The 14933-nt window shown below is 70.4% G+C and carries 17 protein-coding genes; 13 read left to right on the top strand and 4 right to left on the bottom strand.

The window, feature by feature from the left end; genetic code table 11:
* The gene (locus ABD912_RS01235) at positions 1-420 is read left to right on the top strand and encodes a MarR family winged helix-turn-helix transcriptional regulator (RefSeq protein WP_345147870.1); all 420 of its coding nucleotides are present in this window, start codon (positions 1-3) and stop codon (positions 418-420) included.
* Positions 421-559: 139 nt separating this feature from the next.
* Positions 560-901 (top strand): rhodanese-like domain-containing protein, encoded by a 342-nt coding sequence (locus ABD912_RS01230; protein WP_345147868.1) that lies wholly within the window; start codon positions 560-562, stop codon positions 899-901.
* 20 nt (positions 902-921) lie between these two features.
* Here the strand turns inward: ABD912_RS01230 and ABD912_RS01225 are convergent, their stop codons facing one another.
* On the bottom strand, positions 922-1077 hold the full coding sequence (locus tag ABD912_RS01225) for an SDR family oxidoreductase (RefSeq protein WP_345147866.1): 156 nt from the start codon (positions 1075-1077) through the stop codon (positions 922-924).
* Positions 1074-1157, bottom strand: a complete 84-nt coding sequence (locus ABD912_RS01220; RefSeq protein ID WP_345147888.1) for a hypothetical protein — start codon at positions 1155-1157, stop codon at positions 1074-1076. Before ABD912_RS01220 ends, ABD912_RS01225 begins: the two co-directional genes overlap by 4 nt.
* Before the next feature lie 235 nt (positions 1158-1392).
* Here ABD912_RS01220 and ABD912_RS01215 point away from each other — a divergent pair, with 235 nt between their 5' ends.
* The 5 genes from ABD912_RS01215 to ABD912_RS01195 all read left to right on the top strand — a co-directional run bounded on the left by ABD912_RS01215 (position 1393) and on the right by ABD912_RS01195 (position 6645).
* Entirely contained in the window at positions 1393-2520 is a 1128-nt protein-coding gene (locus ABD912_RS01215; protein ID WP_345147864.1) for an ABC transporter ATP-binding protein, read from the top strand.
* 121 nt (positions 2521-2641) lie between these two features.
* A complete protein-coding gene (locus ABD912_RS01210) occupies positions 2642-3676 on the top strand; it encodes an ATP-dependent 6-phosphofructokinase (protein WP_345147863.1) in 1035 nt (344 codons plus the stop codon).
* Positions 3677-3685: 9 nt separating this feature from the next.
* Complete coding sequence (locus ABD912_RS01205; RefSeq protein ID WP_345147861.1) at positions 3686-4027, top strand: hypothetical protein; 342 nt, start codon at positions 3686-3688, stop codon at positions 4025-4027.
* A 110-nt stretch (positions 4028-4137) separates the two neighbouring features.
* Entirely contained in the window at positions 4138-4380 is a 243-nt protein-coding gene (locus tag ABD912_RS01200) for a GMC oxidoreductase (protein ID WP_345147887.1), read from the top strand.
* A gap of 96 nt (positions 4381-4476) precedes the next feature.
* Positions 4477-6645 carry an amylo-alpha-1,6-glucosidase gene (locus ABD912_RS01195; protein ID WP_345147859.1) on the top strand — a complete coding sequence of 723 codons (2169 nt, stop codon included), beginning with the start codon at positions 4477-4479 and terminating at the stop codon, positions 6643-6645.
* Positions 6646-6746: 101 nt separating this feature from the next.
* Here the strand turns inward: ABD912_RS01195 and ABD912_RS01190 are convergent, their stop codons facing one another.
* Both ABD912_RS01190 and ABD912_RS01185 read right to left on the bottom strand, forming a co-directional pair.
* Entirely contained in the window at positions 6747-7790 is a 1044-nt protein-coding gene (locus ABD912_RS01190) for an NAD(P)-dependent alcohol dehydrogenase (protein ID WP_345147857.1), read from the bottom strand.
* Between the two features lie 62 nt (positions 7791-7852).
* Positions 7853-9106 (bottom strand): multidrug effflux MFS transporter, encoded by a 1254-nt coding sequence (locus ABD912_RS01185; protein WP_345147886.1) that lies wholly within the window; start codon positions 9104-9106, stop codon positions 7853-7855.
* Between the two features lie 222 nt (positions 9107-9328).
* Between ABD912_RS01185 and ABD912_RS01180 the strand changes: the two genes are divergently transcribed.
* From ABD912_RS01180 to ABD912_RS01155, 6 genes are all read left to right on the top strand, one after another.
* A complete protein-coding gene (locus ABD912_RS01180) occupies positions 9329-10207 on the top strand; it encodes a helix-turn-helix transcriptional regulator (protein ID WP_345147855.1) in 879 nt (292 codons plus the stop codon).
* Positions 10208-10267: 60 nt separating this feature from the next.
* Entirely contained in the window at positions 10268-11152 is an 885-nt protein-coding gene (locus ABD912_RS01175) for a ZIP family metal transporter (RefSeq protein ID WP_345147853.1), read from the top strand.
* Between the two features lie 160 nt (positions 11153-11312).
* Complete coding sequence (locus ABD912_RS01170; RefSeq protein WP_345147852.1) at positions 11313-11981, top strand: potassium channel family protein; 669 nt, start codon at positions 11313-11315, stop codon at positions 11979-11981.
* A gap of 125 nt (positions 11982-12106) precedes the next feature.
* A complete protein-coding gene (locus ABD912_RS01165) occupies positions 12107-12862 on the top strand; it encodes an electron transfer flavoprotein subunit beta/FixA family protein (RefSeq protein ID WP_345147850.1) in 756 nt (251 codons plus the stop codon).
* 13 nt (positions 12863-12875) lie between these two features.
* Complete coding sequence (locus tag ABD912_RS01160) at positions 12876-13847, top strand: electron transfer flavoprotein subunit alpha/FixB family protein (RefSeq protein ID WP_345147848.1); 972 nt, start codon at positions 12876-12878, stop codon at positions 13845-13847.
* 51 nt (positions 13848-13898) lie between these two features.
* A complete protein-coding gene (locus ABD912_RS01155; protein WP_345147846.1) occupies positions 13899-14834 on the top strand; it encodes a cytochrome b/b6 domain-containing protein in 936 nt (311 codons plus the stop codon).
* The last annotated feature ends 99 nt before the right edge of the window (positions 14835-14933 follow it).

The following is a 14933-nucleotide window of genomic DNA, read 5'->3' as shown; positions in this document are numbered from 1 at the left end:
ATGCCAGAGATTCCCCCGTTCAGTCCGACGGTGACGCTGTTGACGATGGGACGGATCTGGGAGTCGGCCTTGGCCGAGGCGCTCAAGCCGCTCGGCCTCACGACCCGCAAGTACGGCCTGCTCGGGCACATCCGCGGCACTCCGGGCATCTCCTTCAGCGATCTGGCCCGCCGCTCGCGGATCACGGTGCAGAGCGCCCATGCCACGATCGCCGCGTTCGCGGCGGACGGCTTGGTCGAAGACGCCACGGCGCGGGCCGGGGCGGCCTCCCGGCTGCAGGTCACGGAGGCCGGAGAACGACTGCTGGCGGAGGCTGCGCAGAAGCTCGCCGAACTCGACGCCGAGTTTGCCGCCGCCCATCCTGGGCTCACCGAGGCCCTGCGTCTTCACGTCGTCGACCTCATGGCCAAACCACGCTAACCTTCAGTTAGGCTGAAGGCGTGGAACAACTGTTGCTGACCGTGCCCGCCGAGGCCGCTGACGGCGCCGCAAGCCTGCGCTCGCCCCAGGAGTTCGCCCGTGTCATTCCCCTCGTCAACGTGCGAGGGAAGGTGTAGCGGTGAGCATCCGGCACTACTTTCGGCGGCCCGCGGCGGTGAGCGCCGAGGAGGCGATGCGGCTCATCGAGGCCGGAGCGCTCGTCGTCGACGTGCGCAGGGAACGCGAGTGGCGAAACCACCACATCCCGGGTTCGCACCACCTGCCGATCGACCAACTTGAGGAGCGCGCCGAGGAACTGCCCGATGACCGCCTCCTCATCGCCTTCTGCACCGGCGGCCTGATCTCGCGCGGCGCGGCAAACCTGCTCGTGGAACTGGGTTTCGACGCTGTCAACCTCTCGCGGGGGCTCATCGAGTGGCGCGCCGCGGGCGGGCCGCTCGAGGGCGAGCGCGTGGGCTGAGCGGCGCGCGGTTCCCTCGGTTAGCCCGGCAGCACCGCCGACCAGCCGCCGTCGACCATGAGGTTGGCGCCGGTGATGTAGGAGGCCTCGTCGGAGGCCAGGAACAGGGCGCTCTTGGCAACCTCCTCCGGCGAGCCGATCCGCTTGAGCGGGATGTGGGCGGCGATCCGGGTCATCGGGTGGTCCGGGGCCAGCAGGTGTCCCCTTCGGTTGCGGGGGTGCGGATCATGCCGGGGCTGACGGCGTTGACCCGGATGCCGTGGGGTGCGCCCTCCGCGCTGCCTGCGTCGCCAAGGGGTGCACGGGCCGGTGTGACGTAGGCGCTTGACGGGCCATGGAATAGTGAGACGCAGGATGTGATTTAGGCGCCACGCGTTCCGCACATCCAGGCATTGCGGGCAAGTAGTCAGAGCCAGGCACAACCGAATACGCTCCTCCATTCACTACGGATCGTCGGGCACGTACCTGCCCGTGAAGGGAAGACTGGAACCATGGCAACGGTAACGTTTGACCAGGCCACCCGGCTGTACCCGGGCACCGGCCGGCCCGCAGTCGACGGGCTCACCCTGGAAATCCAGGACGGCGAGTTCCTCGTCCTGGTTGGCCCCTCCGGCTGCGGCAAATCCACCAGCCTGCGCATGCTCGCCGGACTGGAGGAAGTCAGCACCGGACGCATCCTCATCGGGGGCAGGGACGTCACGGACGTCGCCCCCAAGGACCGTGACATCGCGATGGTCTTCCAGAACTACGCGCTCTACCCGCACATGTCGGTGGCGGACAACATGGGCTTCGCCCTGAAGATCGCCGGGGTCCCGAAGGAGGAGCGCGAACAGCGCGTCCTCGAGGCCGCGCGGCTGCTGGGTCTGAAGCAGTACCTGGACCGCAAGCCCAAGGCGCTCTCCGGGGGCCAGCGCCAGCGCGTGGCCATGGGCCGGGCGATCGTGCGCAACCCGCAGGTGTTCCTGATGGATGAACCGCTCTCCAACCTGGACGCGAAGCTGCGCGTGCAGACCCGCACCCAGATCGCCTCCCTCACCCGGAGCCTGGGGGTGACCACCGTGTACGTCACCCACGACCAGGTGGAGGCGATGACGATGGGCGACCGCGTCGCCGTGCTCAGGGACGGGATCCTGCAGCAGGTGGACACCCCGCGGAACCTCTACGACCGCCCCGCCAACGTGTTCGTGGCCGGCTTCATCGGCTCCCCGGCCATGAACCTGCTGGAACTGCCCGTGACCGAGGCCGGCGTGGTGTTCGGCGGCACGGTCCACCCCGTCCCGGCCGGGACGCTCGCGGCGGCCGGGGGCACGGTGACCCTGGGCGTGCGCCCCGAGGGCCTGGAGGCGGCCCCGGCCGGTGAGGGCCTGGCCGTGACGGTCGACGTGGTCGAGGAACTCGGCGCCGACGCATACGTCTACGGCCGCACCGTCCTGGACGGGCGCGAGCACACCATCGTGGCCCGGGTGGATGGGCGCCGCCCGCCGACGGCCGGTTCCACCCTCCACGTCCGCACGGTCCCCGGCCACCTCCACCTCTTCGACGTCGCCACCGGACTCCGCCTCCCCGACCAGAGAGTCGGCGGACACGACGACTCCGCCACCGCCGCGGCCATTCGCTGACTGGCTGACGGCCGGCATCCCACCAGCAAGCAGCTCAGTGGCAAGCAGTTGAATGGCAGGCAGCCAGATGGCATCGCGGCAGGCTGCACATAATGCTTCCTGCCGCGGCGCGGGCAAAGGAGTGAGTTCAGTAAAAATTGGCATTCTCACCAGCGGCGGCGACTGTCCCGGGCTGAACGCGGTGATCCGCGGAGCGGTGCTCAACGGCATCAAGCAGTACGGGCACGAATTCGTCGGATTCCTTGACGGCTGGCGCGGAGTGGTGGAGGGCGACGTCATGGACCTGCCCCGGCAGAGCGTCCGTGGCATCTCCAAGCAGGGCGGCACGATCCTGGGAACCTCCCGCACCAACCCCTTCGAGGGGAACGGCGGACCGGAGGCGATCGGCAAGCAGTTGGCGCGCCGGGGCATCGACGGAATGATCGCCATCGGTGGGGAAGGGACCCTCGCGGCCGCCCACCGCATCAGCGAGGCCGGCCTGAAGATCGTCGGGGTGCCCCAGACCGTGGATAACGATCTGGACGTCACGGACTACACCTTCGGGTTCGACACCGCCGTGCAGATCGCTACCGAGGGCATCGACCGGCTGCGCACCACCGGCGAATCCCACCACCGGTGCATGGTCGCCGAGGTCATGGGCCGGCACGCGGGCTGGATCGCCCTGCACGCCGGCATGGCCTCGGGAGCCCACGCCATCCTCATCCCGGAGCAGCAGGTCTCCATGGACCAGATCGTCGAATGGGTCACCGACGCCCACAAGCGCGGCCGCGCCCCGCTGGTGGTGGTGGCCGAGGGTTTTATGCCCGAGGGTACCGAGACCGCCCATTCCCACCGCGGTCTGGACGCCTTCGGCCGGCCCCGCCTGGGCGGCATCGCCGACCAACTGGCGCCGGAGATCGAGGCGCGCACCGGTCTGGAGACCCGGGCCACCGTCCTGGGCCACATCCAGCGTGGCGGCGTCCCCACCGCCTACGACCGCGTGCTGGCCACCCGGCTGGGCATGGCCGCCGCCGACTCGGCGGCCGCGGAAAACTGGGGCACGATGGTCGCTCTGAGGGGCACGGAGATCGTCCGCGCGCACTTCTCCAGCGCCCTAGGCAGGCTCAAGACAGTTCCGCAGCACCGCCACGACGAAGCGGTGACCCTTTTCGGATAGGACCCCACCATGACCCACCCCAGCGGTGTTCCCGCCCCTCTGGTGGCGGAGCTGGCCGGCGGCGTGGCCCTGCCCGCCGTCGTGCAGCGGGGCACCGCCCGCTCGGCCGCCAACATCGACGTCGGCCGGATCGGCCTCAAGGCGGACCTGGAAGCCGAGCCCGCCCATCCCTTCTCCGCGCCGGCCATGTATTCGGAGCCCACGCCGTTCCCGATGGAGCCCGGCGCACCGCACGCGGAAAACCGCTGGGGCCACGTGAACATGGGGTACGGCCTGCGCAAGCGGCCCCGCCACCAGGACGCCGTGGCCTTTGACGACGGCGAGCTAGACTACCGCGGCTTCCCGAACTGACCAGCACGTACGAGCTCACTGAGCGGGAGCGCGCCGAGATCGCCGAGCCCACCGAGCGGCTGCGCCGCGCCGGGAACGCGCTCGGGGCCTTCGTGGCCGAGCCGCGCCTGATGCCCAACGGCTCCAGCCTGCACTACCAGGGCACCATGCGCATGGGCCAAGCCGACGACGGCACCTCGGTCGCCGATCCGTGGTCGCACGTGTGGGGCTACGACAACCTGGTGGTCGGCGGCAACGCGCAGATCCCCACCGCGACGACGACGCCTGCGTGTGGCTGGGGGAGGAGGCGGGCTAGCCGTACCTGCCCGCGCCGGCTCTGGTCCCGGACAGCGGACAGGCGTAGCGTTGAATAAGGCGGTTACCGAAGCCGCAGGAACCTGTCAGCGGATGATCCGGGCGGGGAAGCGGCGGGCCGCCGTACCATGTCCATCCTCGTGGAGGAGCCGGAAATGGCCGGATGGAATGCCGATACGGCTGCCGGACCGCTCGGAGCCGGGACGGTTACCTTGGTGGAGGGATCATCCTTCTGCATCTCCCTGCCGAACGGGGACATCCATCCCGAGCTGCCGCACGGGGTCTTCTTCGAGGACACGCGCATCCTGTCCCGTTGGAACCTGACCGTCAACGGCCAGCCGGTGGAGCCGCTGGCGGCTGAGACCAAGGAACCCTACCGCGCGCAGTTCGCTGGCCGGGTGCCACGTTCGGACGGCTATGCGGACAGCCCGCTGCTCGTGGAGCGGCGGCGCGAGGTGGGCCGGGGCATCCTCGAGCAGGTCACGGTCCGCAACTACTCCCTCCAACCGGTCGAATGCGACATCCGCCTCCGTGTCGAGGCGGACTTCGCGGACCTGTTCGAGGTGAAGGAAGCCCGGATCCAGCGGCAGTGGGAGGAGACCCGCGAGGCCGGGGACGGCTCCCTGACCATCCGCGGCACGTGGCAGGACGTCCATAAGGGGGTCGTCATTGCCGCCGACGGCGCCACGGCCACGGCCGAAGACCTGACATATGCAGTGGAGATTCCGCCGCACGGACACTGGAGCGCCCGATTGAGCGTGGTACCCACCGTTGGCGGCAAGAGCCCTCGGGCGCCGTTCGTCCATCCGGCTCCGGGCGAGATGTCCCCGCGCGATGTGCGCCGGCAGGAGTGGGTGGACAGGATTCCCGTGGTGCGAATGGGCAACCGCTCCATCGAGCGCACCCTGCGGCGCAGCTACGACGACCTGGGTGCCCTGCGGATCGAGGATCCGGACCATCCCGAGCGCGTGGTGGTCGCCGCCGGGGCGCCCTGGTTCATGACCCTGTTCGGCCGGGACTCGTTGTGGGCCTCGGAGATGTCCTTGGCGGTGGACCCGTCGCTGGCCCTGGGCACGCTACAGACCCTGGCCGAGCGCCAAGGCAGCGTGGTGGACCCTGCCAGCGAGGAGGAGCCGGGCAAGATCCTGCACGAGGTGCGCCTGGGTGTCTCCGGCGGCCTGTCCCTGGGCGGAAAGTCCGCCTACTACGGCAGCGTCGACGCGACGCCGCTGTTCGTGATGGCCCTGGGTTCCCTCAGCCGCTGGGGCGTTGCCAAGGAAACCATCGCGGCCCTGCTGCCGCACGCGGACCGGGCGCTGGATTGGATACGGGACTACGGGGACAAGGACGGCGACGGCTTCGTCGAATACCAGCGCCTGAACGACCAAGGGCTCATCAACCAGGGCTGGAAGGACTCCTGGGACGGGATCAACTTCGCCGACGGCACCCTGGCGGAGCCGCCGATCGCCCTGTGCGAGGTCCAGGCGTACGTCCACGGCGCCTACATGGCTCGCGCGTGGATGGCGTACGACGACGGCGACCTGGAGCTGGCCGCCGAGCTGCGGGACCGCGCGGCCCGGCTGAAGCGGCGGTTCAACGAGCAGTTCTGGCTGCCGGACAAGGGCTACTACGCCATTGCCCTGGACAAGGACAAGCGCCCGGTCGACGCCTGCGCCTCCAACATGGGCCACTGCCTCTGGTTCGGGCTGGTCGACGAGGACAAGGCGCCGCTGGTGGCCCAGCGCCTGATGTCCCCCGAGATGTTCAGCGGCTGGGGCGTGCGGACCCTGGCTTCGGACATGGGCGCCTACAACCCGGCCAGCTACCACAACGGCTCGGTGTGGCCCCACGACAACGCGTTCATCGCGGCGGGCCTGCTGCGCTGCGGGTTCGTGCGCGAGGCGCAGCGGATCGCCACGGCCCTGCTGGAAGCCGCGGAGTACTCGGACGGAAGGCTGCCCGAACTGTTCTGCGGCTTCGACCGCGAACAGTTCGCCGCGCCCGTGCCCTATCCGACGGCATGCTCGCCGCAGGCCTGGGCCGCCACCACCCCGATCTTCCTGGTGACGAGCCTGATGCGCTACGACGCCCACGTCTCCCGCGGCGGCCTGTGGCTGGACCCGGTGCTGCCGGAGTCCTTCGGCGACCTGCACATCACCAACGCGCCCACCGGCGCGGGTCCGGTCACCATCGATGCGTCAGGTACCGCCGGATCCGTCGACAAGGTGCCCGAGGGCCTGACGCTCCACCGGGGCCAACGGCCCTGGATCACCGACTTGGTGGAGCAGGCCCATCTGCGCCCGGAGAAGCGAACGGAAACCTGACCGGGCCAGGAAGCGCGAATGGGGCGGGTTCTCGTCTTGGGAGACCTCGCCGGGGCGTGGCCGGAACGGACTGTCCGGCCACGCCCCGGTGAGGGGACCTGCTAGGCGAAGGTGGCGGCGTCAATGACGAAGCGGTAGCGGACCTGGGAGGCCAGGACGCGCTCGTAGGCGTCGTTGATCTGGTCAGCGCCGATGAGTTCGGTTTCCGGGGCGACGCCGTGCTCGGCGCAGAAGTCGAGCATCTCCTGGGTTTCGCGGATCCCGCCGATCATCGATCCGGCGAAGCTCCGGCGGCCGCCGATGAGGGCGAACGCATTGACCGGCAGCGGCTCGGCCGGGGCGCCGACGTTGACCAGGGTTCCGTTGACGGACAGCAGCATCAGGTAGGCGCTGATGTCGATGCTGGCGCTGACGGTGTTTACGATCAGGTCGAAGCTGCCGGCAAGCCGTTCGAAGGTCTCGGGGTCGCTGGTGGCGAAGTAGTGGCCGGCGCCGAGCCGCAGCCCGTCCTCCTTCTTGGACAGGGTCTGGGAGAGGACGGTGACGTCCGCGCCGAGCGCGTGGGCGATCTGCACGGCCATGTGGCCCAGGCCGCCCATCCCGACGACGGCGACCTTCTTGCCCGGCCCCGCGCCCCAGCGGCGCAGGGGCGAATAGGTGGTGATGCCGGCGCAGAGAAGGGGAGCGGCGACGTCGAGGTCGATGCCCTCCGGGATCCGGAGCACGAAGTCCTCGGTCACGACGACGTGGGTGGAGTAGCCGCCCTGGGTGATGGTCCCGTCGCGGTCGGCGGCGCCGTAGGTGCCCACCATCCCGTTGAGGCAGTACTGCTCGTCGCCCGCCGTGCAGTTCGTGCACTCCCCGCAGGAGTTGACCATGCAGCCGACGCCGACCCGGTCCCCGACGGCGTGCTTGGTGACGGCGGATCCGACCTCGGCGACGATACCCGCGATCTCGTGCCCGGGCACCAGCGGATACGGCTGCGGTCCCCAGTCCCCGCGCACGGTGTGGATGTCGGAATGGCAGATGCCGGCGTACCTGATCTCGATCAGCACGTCGTGCGGGCCGACGTCGCGGCGTTCGATTTTGGTGGGGGCCAGCAGCTCGGTCGGGGAAAGCGCTGCGTAGGCGTTCACGATGGTCATGGTGTTCTCCTTCTGGTGGGTTGGAAGATTCTGGGGGTTCGGAAAGAAGACGCGGGGCGCGCTCAGCGGTTGGCCGGTGACGCGGCGGCGTGGGGTTCGGCAGGTCTTGATTCGGCAGGTCTTGATTCGGTGGAGTTCGACGGCGGAGCCGCGCTCCGGAGCAGGACCAGGCAGGTCGCGGCCGCCAGCCCGATGGCGGCGACGGTGACCAGGCCGAGCGGCAGGGCCGTGGTGGAGCCGGTGATCCCGACCAGCGGGGCAGCGAGGCCGCCGAACCCGAACCGGGCCAGGCCCAGCAGGGAGGAGGCTGTGCCGGCCAGCTCGGCGTGGTTCTCCAACGCCAGCGACGTGGCCGGCGGGGTGGTGGTGGCCACCCCGCTCACCAAGGCCAGCAGGGAGAGGACCACCGCTGCGAGGGGAAGGCCGAACAGGCCCGTGGCCAGCAGCCCCAGCGCCCCCGCCGCACACAATGCCAGTCCAAGGACGAGGGTTGCCTGCCGTGACCAGCGCTCGGAGAGCCGGGCGGATAGGTAGCCGAAGACCATGAACCCGAGGGAGTTCAGGCCGAAGGCGAGCGAGTACCCCTGGGGGGAGAGCCCGTAGTGCTCCTGCAGGACGTACGTGGCTCCACTGAGGTAGGCGAACAGCGCGGCGCTGACAAACCCGGTCACCAGCACCGCGCCCAGCAGGTGCCGGTCGGCAAGCAGCCGCCGGAAGTCGCGGACGGTGTGCCGCAGGCCTCCGCCGGTCCGGTGCGCGGCGGGCAGGGTCTCGCGGAAGACCGGCAGGACCGCCACGAGCAGCGCGGCTCCGATGCCGGCGAGGAAAAGGAACAACCCCCGCCAGTCGGTCGCCTTGGCCAGCTGTCCGCCGATGAGCGGGCCGACGATGGCGGCCAGCCCGCCGAGCACGGTGAGGCGCCCGTAGTAGCGCATCAGGGCCGGACCGGAATACACGTCGCGTCCCGCGGCCTGGGAGATGACGATCCCGACCCCGCCCGCCAGGCCCTGGACGAAGCGGGCGAGGATGAGCAGTTCGACGGTCGGGCTGGCCGCGCACAGCACCGAGGTGAGCACGTAGGCCACGACCCCGACGATCAAGGGCAGGCGGCGTCCGAAGCGGTCCGAGACCGGGCCGGCGACGACCTGGCCGAGCGCGAGGCCCAGCAGGCAGGCCGTGACCGTCAGCTGCGCCGTCGCCGTCGCGGCCCCCAACTCGAGGGTGAGGGCGGGCAGCAGCGGCAGGTACAGGTCCATGGAGATCGGTCCGAACACCGTCAGCAGCGCCAGCAGGACCGCCAGGGGGCGGCCCACCATGCGGTACGGGGCCGGGGATGAAGTCACGGGGTTTCCTTCGCCAGGATCGGGTGCGTTGTTCCATATCCCTCCCACGCCGGGAGGCTGCCGTGCACCCCTGGAAGGGCTGCGGGTTTGAGGACCGTACTAGCTCACCACGGTCCCGGGGCGCGAGGGAGTCCCTGTCGAGGGGTGTACCGGCAGGGCACCCCACGCGGGCGCTCGGGCCCCTACGCTGGTGGTGTGGACAACCGAAGCGAGGTCCGCGATTTCCTCATGTCGCGGCGGGCCAGAATCACCCCCGAAGAGGCCGGGCTCCCGCCCGGACCCAACCGCCGCGTGAAGGGGCTTCGCCGCAGCGAGGTCGCCGCGCTGGCCGGGGTCAGCGTGGAGTACTACGCCAAGCTGGAGCGCGGCGCGATCGCCGGCGCCTCGGCCGGGGTGCTGGAGGCCCTGGCCAACGCGCTCCGGTTCGACGACGCCGAACGGGCCCACCTTTTCAACCTTGCCCATGCGGCCGACGGCATGCCCGCGGCGGTCCGTCCCCGCCGCAGGACCGGCAAGGCCTGGAACCCGCGTCCGAGCCTGCAGTGGGCCCTGGACGCGGTCACCCAGGGCGCCGCGTTCGTGCGCAACGGCCGCATGGACCTGCTGGCCGCCAACCCGCTGGCCCGGGCCTTCTACCTGCCCGTCTACGCGCAAGGGGGAAACCCGCCCAACCTCGCCCGCTTCCAGTTCCTCGACGAGGCCTCCCGCGACTTCTACCCCGACTGGGAGCTCTTTGCCGACGTGTGCGTCGAGATCCTCCGCACGGAAGCGGGGCGGGCGCCGCGCGACAAGGATCTTCACGACCTGATCGGCGAGCTCTCCACCCGCAGCACCGAATTCCGCACCCGGTGGGGGGCCCACAACGTGCGCCAGCACGGCACCGGCACCAAGAACTTCCGGCACCCCATCGTCGGGGAACTGACCCTGGCCTACGAAGGGCTGGAAATGGCCGCCGAGCCGGACCTCACCGTGACCATCTACTCGGCGGAACCCGGTTCGCCCTCGGACGAACGGATGCGCCTGCTCGCTTCGTGGGCAGCCACCCACCCCGCAGCCGCGCTTCCCGAACGCTGAGCCGCGCCCACCTTGCGGTCCTGGCCCCTGCGGCCCGGTCCAACGGCGTAGGGTGGCCCCATGCCGATGTGGTTCCAGGCCCTCGCATGGGGCACCTTCGCCGGCGCGGCGCTGATCCTTGGAGCGGTCGTGGCGTGGCGGTTCAACGTCCCGCGCAAAGCGGTGTCCTCCGTCATGGCCTTTGGCGCGGGCGTGCTGATTTCCGCGCTCGCCTTTGAGTTGGTGTACGAGGCCAACACGGTCGGTGGGCTCTGGCCCACCGTGGCGGGATTCCTGGTCGGCGCACTGGCGTACGTCGGCGCCAACGCCCTTTTGGTGCGCTTCGGCGCCGAACACCGCCGCCGTGGCCGTGCGCAGCATGTCCGGCAGCAGCAGCCCCAGCATGTGCCGCTCCCGCTGGGCGGCCCCCAGCCCGGCCAGGGGGCGGCGCCGGCCCCGACGGAGGCCGCCCCGGCCTCCGTCCCGCCGCCCGGCCCCGCCCAGCCCTCCGTCAAGCCGCCGGCCACCGCCGAATCCGGCGGCGTCGCGATCGCCGTGGGAGCGCTGCTGGACGGGATCCCGGAGTCGGTCGTGCTCGGGTTGGGCCTGGTTGGCGGAGCCGCGGTGAACCCGACGATGCTCGCCGCGATCTTCATCTCCAACGTCCCGGAGGGCCTGGCCTCCACCGCGGACATGAAACGCGCCGGCAAGCCCCGGTGGCTGGTCTTCGCAGTCTGGGGGAGCATCGCGCTGCTCTCCGGCTTCGCGTCGCTGCTCGGCTACGCGGCCCTGCAAAACGCGCCCGGGGAACTGGTCGCGGCGGTCACGGCGGTCGCGGCCGGAGGCATCCTCGCCATGCTGGCGGACACCATGATCCCGGAGGCCTTCGAGGAACAGCACATGCTTACCGGCCTGATCGCCGCCCTGGGCTTCCTGGCCGCCTTCATCCTGCACCAGTCCGCGTAGTCCCCGCCCAACGGCACGTCCAACCGCCCGCCCAACTGCCCGCCCCACCGCCGGCGCGCCTTCCGCCGTCGTCTGCTCCCGCCCCCAACCGCCGCCCCGCCAACCGCTGTCCGCGGCACCCCCGAACTGGAAGAATGCGCGGGAGGGAAGGGAACCCGCGATGGCACAGCACAAACCCGAGGCCGCAACCCGGCACCAGCGGTGGCGCGCGGCCCTGGATCCCTGGCTGGTGGTGGCCTCCCTGATCTTCCTTGCCGCCTACACCTGGCGCGTCCTTGCGCAGCCGGCCGGACTGATGCTGGGCATCACGTCGGCCGCGATCATGGCGACCTGGCTGGTCTTCGTCGCCGACTACGTGATGGACCTGATCCTCGCCGACAACCGCAAACGCTGGTTCTGGACGCACCTGTACAAGATCGCGATCATCCTGATCCCCCCGCTGCGTCCGATCTGGCTGCTGCGCCTGGTCGCCGTGCTGAACCGGGCCACCGGCGCGGCACTGCGCGGGCGCATCGTCGCCATCGCCGCGGTTGCCGCGCTGCTGGTCCTGTGGGTTTCGGCGCTGGCGGTGCTGGAGGCCGAACGGTACGCACCCGGAGCCTCCATCACCACCCTCGGGGATGCCGTGTGGTGGGCGATGGTCACGATCACCACCGTCGGCTACGGCGACCTCTATCCGATCACGGTCCAGGGGCGCGTTGCCGCGACCGTGCTGATGCTCTCCGGCCTGGTGCTCCTGGGCGTGATCACCGCGACGCTGTCCTCCTACGTGATCGAGCGGGCCCGCCACGCCGGCCAGGAGCCGCCGGAGGACGACGCCGGGTGGTGAGCGCCGGCGTCGTGCCTTGCCTTCACTTTCCATTCGGTGAGAGTGGGCCTCCCGCTCCCGGGGTGCGGTTCCGTATTGTGACGGTCAACACTGACCCACTGAATGGCTAGCGGAAGGGGCGCATCGTGAAGATCGTCGTATTGATGAAGCAGGTGCCGGACACCTACGAGGAGCGCAGGATCGACCTCGCGACGGGACTGCTGGACCGCGCGGCCAGCGATCCGGTCGCCGACGAGATCAACGAGCGCGCCCTGGAAGTGGCGCTCTCCCACAAGGATTCCCACAAGGGCACCGAGGTCGTCGTCCTGACCATGGGCCCGGAAGGCGCCAAGACGGCGCTGAAGAAGGGCCTGCAGATGGGCGCCGATTCCGGCGTGCACATCGAGGCCGGCGAGCTGGCCGGCGCCGACGCCGTGCAGACGGCCAAGGTGCTGGCCAACGCGCTGCGCGAGACCGGATTCGACCTGATCGTGGCCGGCAACGAGTCCACCGACGGCCGCGGCGGCGTGGTCCCGGCGATGGTCTCGGAACTGCTGGGCGTGCCCCTGCTCGGCTCGCTGGGCCAGGTGGAGATCTCCGAGGGCTCCGTGCGCGGCGAGCGCCGCGAGGACGGCGGCACCTCCACGGTCAGCGCCTCCCTGCCGGCACTGGTCTCCGTCACCGAAAACGTGGCCGAGGCCCGCTTCCCCAACTTCAAGGGCATCATGACCGCCAAGCGCAAGCCGATCGCGGACGTCCCGGCCTCCGGCGCCGGTTCCGCGGCCTCCACGGTCGCCGGCATCAGCGAGCGTCCGGCCCGCGCCGCGGGCGTGAAGATCGTCGACTCGGGCGACGCCGGCGTGCAGCTGGCCGCATTCCTTGCCTCCGGCCGCCTCATCTAAGGAAGAAACGAACATGGCAAACGTTCTTGCATTCATCGAAACCTCCGCTTCCGGCGCGGCCAGCAACTCCGCGGCCTCCCTGCTGGGTGCGGCCGCGAAGCTGGGCACCCCGGTCGCCGTCGTCGTCACCCGGCCCGGGGCCGGTGCGGCCGTGGCCGAGGGACTGGCCGCCCTCGGCGCGGTGAAGGTCTTCGCCGCAGAGTCCGAGCAGGTCGGACGGCAGCTGGTCGCCGCGCAGGCGGCCGGCGTCCAGGCCGCGATCGCGGCGCTGGAGCCGGCCGCCGTGCTGGCCTCCCACTCGGTCGAGGGCCGCGAGGTGGCCGCCCGTCTGGCCATCCGCACCGGCAACGGGCTGGCCTACGACGCCGTGGACGTGCGCGCCGACGGCGGCCGCGTCCTGGCGGTGCACTCGGTCTTCGGCGGCGCCTACACGGTGGAGTCCACGGTGGAGTCCGCCCTGCCGATCATCACCGTGCGCCAGGGCGCCGTCGAGGACCGCGCCGCCGCGGCCGGGGCGGAGACCACCGTGCAGTCCATCGAGGTTCCGGCCGGCCCGGCCGCCGTCATCGAGTCCGTCTCCGAGGCCCCGGCCGCGACAGGCCGCCCCGAGCTGCGCGGGGCCGCGAAGGTGGTCTCCGGCGGGCGCGGGCTGAACTCGAAGGAGAACTTCGTGCTGGTGGAGCAGCTCGCGGACGCGCTCGGCGCCGCCGTGGGCGCGTCCCGCGCGGCCGTGGACGCCGGCTACATCCCGCAGTCCCACCAGGTGGGCCAGACCGGCACCACGGTTTCCCCGCAGCTGTACGTGGCGCTGGGCATCTCCGGGGCGATCCAGCACCGGGCCGGCATGCAGACGGCCAAGACGATCGTGGCGATCAACAAGGACGAGGACGCGCCGATTTTCGACGTCGCCGATTTCGGCATCGTGGGCGACGTGTTTAAGGTTGTCCCACAGCTGATCGAGGCCCTCGAGGCCCGCTCCAACTAGTTCCGCGGCCGTGGCCTCCCGGCCGCGGCCCGTCCGAGAGGAATCCCCGTCATGATTGAGGCCACGAAGACACCGGCTGTCTTCAAGAGCCCGTGGGCCAAGGGCGCCGCCATCGCCGTGGCCGCCATCGCCGTCCTGTTCCTGGTGGTCCTGCTGGCGAAGTGGCTGCGCGAGCAGCCGGCCGTCCAGGACTTCCTGGTCACCTACCCCGGACACTCCGAGCTGCCCGCGAACGCCCCCACCGGCCTGCCGGCCTGGCTGGGCTGGCAGCACTTCCTGAACCTGTTCTTCCTTGTCCTGATCATCCGCTCCGGCTGGCAGGTGCGCACCACTACGCGCCCGAAGGCCTACTGGACCCGCAACAACAAGGGCCTGATCAAGACCAAGGGCAAGCCCACCAAGATCAGCCTGGAGCTGTGGTTCCACCAGAGCATGGACGTGCTGTGGATGCTCAACGGGCTGGTGTTCATCGTGCTGCTGTTCGCCACGGGCCAGTGGATGCGCATCGTGCCCACCAGCTGGGACGTGTTCCCCAACGCGGTGTCCGCCGCGCTGCAGTACGCCTCGCTGGACTGGCCCCATGAGAACGGCTGGGTCAACTACAACGCCCTGCAGCTGCTGTCCTACTTCGCGATCGTGTTCATTGCCGCGCCGCTGGCCATCGTCACCGGCGCGCGGATGAGCGGGGCGTGGCCGAAGGACGCCAAGAAGCTGAACAAGGCCTACCCGATCGAGGTGGCCCGCGCCATCCACTTCCCGACGATGCTGTTCTTCGTGGCCTTCATCGTGGTGCACGTGGTGATGGTGCTGACCACCGGGGCCCTGCGCAACCTGAACCACATGTTCGCCGCGCAGGACACCGACAGCTGGCTCGGCTTCTGGTTCTTCGCCGCGGCGATCGTGGTCACGGTCGCGGCCTGGTTCTTGGCCCGGCCGCTGTTCCTGCGACCCATCGCCTCGACGATGGGCAGCGTCACCAAGAACTGATGCCAACGCGAAGGGCCCCGTGCACGCCGTGCACGGGGCCCTTCGCGTTGGGCCGTCGGGTTTTGGCCAAAGGAAACCGCCCCCCTCCTGCGTTTGGAC

Origin of the sequence: Arthrobacter ginkgonis, from assembly GCF_039540195.1 — a bacterium.
Taxonomy (GTDB): domain Bacteria; phylum Actinomycetota; class Actinomycetes; order Actinomycetales; family Micrococcaceae; genus Zafaria; species Zafaria ginkgonis.
The sequence above is the reverse complement of the archived record's forward strand: the minus strand, read 5'-3'. Positions and strand labels throughout refer to the sequence as shown.